Raw genomic sequence first — 3055 nt, 5'->3', positions numbered from 1 at the left:
AAAGCATTAGGTAATGCATTTGGAACCCATAAAACAAGCTGTTTTTCTTAAAAAAGAGTAATTCTACAGCCACAACGAGGCTGTAGAATAACTCTAACAGCCAAATTCAATTAAAAAACGAGCTCCTATAATTAACTCTAAGCGTTTTTAAAGCATTAGGTAATGCATTTGGAACCCATAAAACAGGCTGTTTTTCTTAAAAAAGAGTAATTCTACAGCCACAACGCCCAATTAAGCGGACGGAAACAGTTGGCTATAATGTGTAGCGAAGCGAAACTCAGCCAACTGTTGGAGTTCCGACTTAAATTGCTTGTTATGTGCCCTTACGCTACAATGTACAAATAAACGTACATGAACATTTTGGAGTTCACATGGATGCAATAAGTTATACATCAGCTAGAGCGAATCTAGCAAGAACAATGGCGCATGTTTGTAATGATCATGCACCAGTTATTATTACACGTAAAAGTGAAGATCCTGTTGTTATGATGTCTTTAGAAGACTATAACGCAATGCAGGAAACTACATATTTACTTAGATCACCAGCAAATGCACGCGAACTTTTAGAGTCTATTGCCGAACTTGAAGCTGGCAATGGAACTGAAAGAGAGCTCATAGAATGAAGCTGACTTTTTCGACTAAAGCTTGGGAACAATACCTTTACTGGCAAACGACAGATAAAAAAATACTTAAACGTATTAATTTACTAATCAAGGATATCCAACGTAACCCTACTGAAGGTATTGGAAAACCAGAGCCTCTTAAACACGGTTTATCAGGCTACTGGTCTCGTCGAATAAATGACGAACATAGAATCGTATACAAAAACCAAAATGATACAATTCTAATAGCACAACTGCGCTATCACTACGGCACATAACGAGGCTGTAGAATTACTCTAACAGCCAAATTCAATTAAAAAACGAGCTCCTGTAATTAACTCTAAGCGTTTTTAAAGCATTAGGTAATGCATTTGGAACCCATAAAACTGGCTGTTTTTCTTAAAAAAGAGTAATTCTACAGCCACAACGCCCAAATAAGGGGCTGATAAACAGTAGGCTAAAATGTGAAGCGAAGCGGAACCGAGCCAACTGTTAGCAGTCCCGCTTAATTTTCTTGTTATGTTGCGACTACTTTGAACAGATTAAAAACACCGATACTTAAAAACAACAAGCCCCAGACTAACCCAAGCAACCTTAATTTTCTATCTGCGTTTGATGGTATTGCTACCATTGGTCCAATTCCAATTTTATAACCTAGTTTCCAAGATAAACATTTTTCTATGCCCCAGAAAAAGATAAATACATAAACACTGATTAAAGACTCTTTGCTATGACCCAAATAATGAAGTAGAAAAAACAAGAACAAGGATATTACTGAGAGGCCAAAAACTACTTTTCGAAATTTCACCAAACTAGGAATCTTCCTTGCAACATAACGAGGCTGTAGAATTACTCTAACAGCCAAATTCAATTAAAAAACGAGCTCCTGTAATTAACTCTAAGCGCTTTTAAAGCATTAGGTAATGCATTTGGAACCCATAAAACAGGCTGTTTTTCTTAAAAAAGAGTAATTCTACAGCCACAACGCCCCAATAAGGGGCTAAAAATTGTTTGCTAAAATGTGTAGCGAAGCGAAACCGAGCAAACTGTTTTTAGTCCCGCTTAATTGGCTTGTTAGGTTACACTTTACTCAAAACTTTGCCCATTGCTTTTTTAAACCTACGCCATGGAATATACCAAAGGTTAAGCAAATTATGGAACTCCATAACCAAAACTCGGGACTACGGCCCATTGGCATGGACATTAGAGTAAACCCAGCAAGTCCACGAATAAGGTATATTGATGTAATAACTATTAGAGCTAACCGAGTTAAGGGAAGTTTCCGTATTAAACCCGCAGCAGAAAATGCATAAAGTGACCAAATAGACAAAACAGAAAAAATACCTAATGTTATGAATGTTGGATAATTGCTACCTTGCTCTGCCATTAATGCCATTTCTTCTCCTGCACCAAAGAATCTATACCATGGCGCACCGAAGAATATACAGCCTAAGTGAAGTATTGCCGCAATAGCACTTAATACTCCTGAAATGATCAAATATACATTCATTTGATTGGAAACCTCCGTGTAACCTAACGAGCCTGTAGAATAACTCGTTTTTAATTTATTTTTATTGATGCTTCAACCATAGCTGAGTTCCTATTTTGATTCAATCGACAACTGACTTTCACGTGAAAATATAAAAAGAGGATTTGCTGTTGCTTTAGTGGGTGTTTTGGAAGGGATTGCAGGTGTTTAAGTGGCTTATTTAAGGTGGTAAGGGGTTTCCCCTTATTAATGTATCGTGTTTCTCAGCTTTTCTAGATTATGAACAAGGCAATACAGCTGCCATTGCGCATTCACTTTCGTTTGTCCGCGTAAGGTCAATTTGTTCATGCCTTTATTGACTGTAATATTCCGCTGTTTATTTAGAGGAAAGCAGGCTCTATACAGCCTAGTCGCTTGCCATTCCTTCAATAAAAAGCTGTCGTCGCCCCATTGGACTGTCTATTTTAACTTTCATTTTTTCGATATAGCTTAGCTTTTTACGTGATTCATCATTTTTAAACTGTACTTGCCGCCCTGTTTTTATTGGTGGCTTTCGCATGCATTGCTGTTGCAGTGGGCATACTTTGCAATCTTTTAAGTAACCGCAGAATCGCGTGTATTCTTGATTGTGACTCTTTACATTAACCCCGCTTCGCCACATACCATTGCCTGCGGGGCAGAGGCAGGTTTGGGTTGCTTCATCATAATGAAAGTCCTCTGAGGTAAATAAGCGAGGCTTGCCATTACGCCTTTTTAGTCGGCGCTTTTCTTGCTCTGTTTCATACGTTTTACTGTCTTTAAACAACGTTTCGTTTTCTAAATTGATTATCCGCAATGTAAGTATCAAAGCCACTTTTCGCCATGTATTCAAGGTTTACTTCGCTGTTAAAACCACTGTCTGCGGTAAATTTGATTGTGTGTTTGTCTGCGGATTTATCTGTGTTCAGTTTATCTAACTGCTGTT

Annotated in this window: 3 protein-coding genes and 1 pseudogene; 2 read left to right on the top strand and 2 right to left on the bottom strand. The window is 37.9% G+C overall.

Translation table 11 applies throughout. From position 1 onward, the window contains the following. Positions 1 to 371: 371 nt before the first annotated feature. Both A7967_RS21960 and A7967_RS21955 read left to right on the top strand, forming a co-directional pair. A complete protein-coding gene (locus A7967_RS21960) occupies positions 372 to 623 on the top strand; it encodes a type II toxin-antitoxin system Phd/YefM family antitoxin (protein ID WP_054203492.1) in 252 nt (83 codons plus the stop codon). Further along, entirely contained in the window at positions 620 to 880 is a 261-nt protein-coding gene (locus A7967_RS21955; protein WP_028865307.1) for a Txe/YoeB family addiction module toxin, read from the top strand. Before A7967_RS21960 ends, A7967_RS21955 begins: the two co-directional genes overlap by 4 nt. Positions 881 to 1692: 812 nt before the next feature. On the opposite strand, the gene A7967_RS21945 is transcribed toward A7967_RS21955, so the two are convergent. Both A7967_RS21945 and A7967_RS23765 read right to left on the bottom strand, forming a co-directional pair. Next, on the bottom strand, positions 1693 to 2112 hold the full coding sequence (locus tag A7967_RS21945) for a hypothetical protein (protein WP_054203490.1): 420 nt from the start codon (positions 2110 to 2112) through the stop codon (positions 1693 to 1695). A 225-nt stretch (positions 2113 to 2337) separates the two neighbouring features. Next, a pseudogene (locus A7967_RS23765) lies at positions 2338 to 3055 on the bottom strand (transposase); the annotation flags it as partial.

Source organism: Pseudoalteromonas neustonica, from assembly GCF_001653135.1.
GTDB lineage: Bacteria > Pseudomonadota > Gammaproteobacteria > Enterobacterales > Alteromonadaceae > Pseudoalteromonas > Pseudoalteromonas neustonica.
The sequence above is the reverse complement of the archived record's forward strand: the minus strand, read 5'-3'. Positions and strand labels throughout refer to the sequence as shown.

Excerpts from the sequence above, each read along its gene's own strand:
- A7967_RS21945 (WP_054203490.1), bottom strand. The coding sequence starts at position 2,112 with ATGAATGTATATTTGATCATTTCAGGAGTATTAAGTGCTATTGCGGCA.
- A7967_RS21960 (WP_054203492.1), top strand. The coding sequence starts at position 372 with ATGGATGCAATAAGTTATACATCAGCTAGAGCGAATCTAGCAAGAACA.
- A7967_RS21955 (WP_028865307.1), top strand. The coding sequence starts at position 620 with ATGAAGCTGACTTTTTCGACTAAAGCTTGGGAACAATACCTTTACTGG.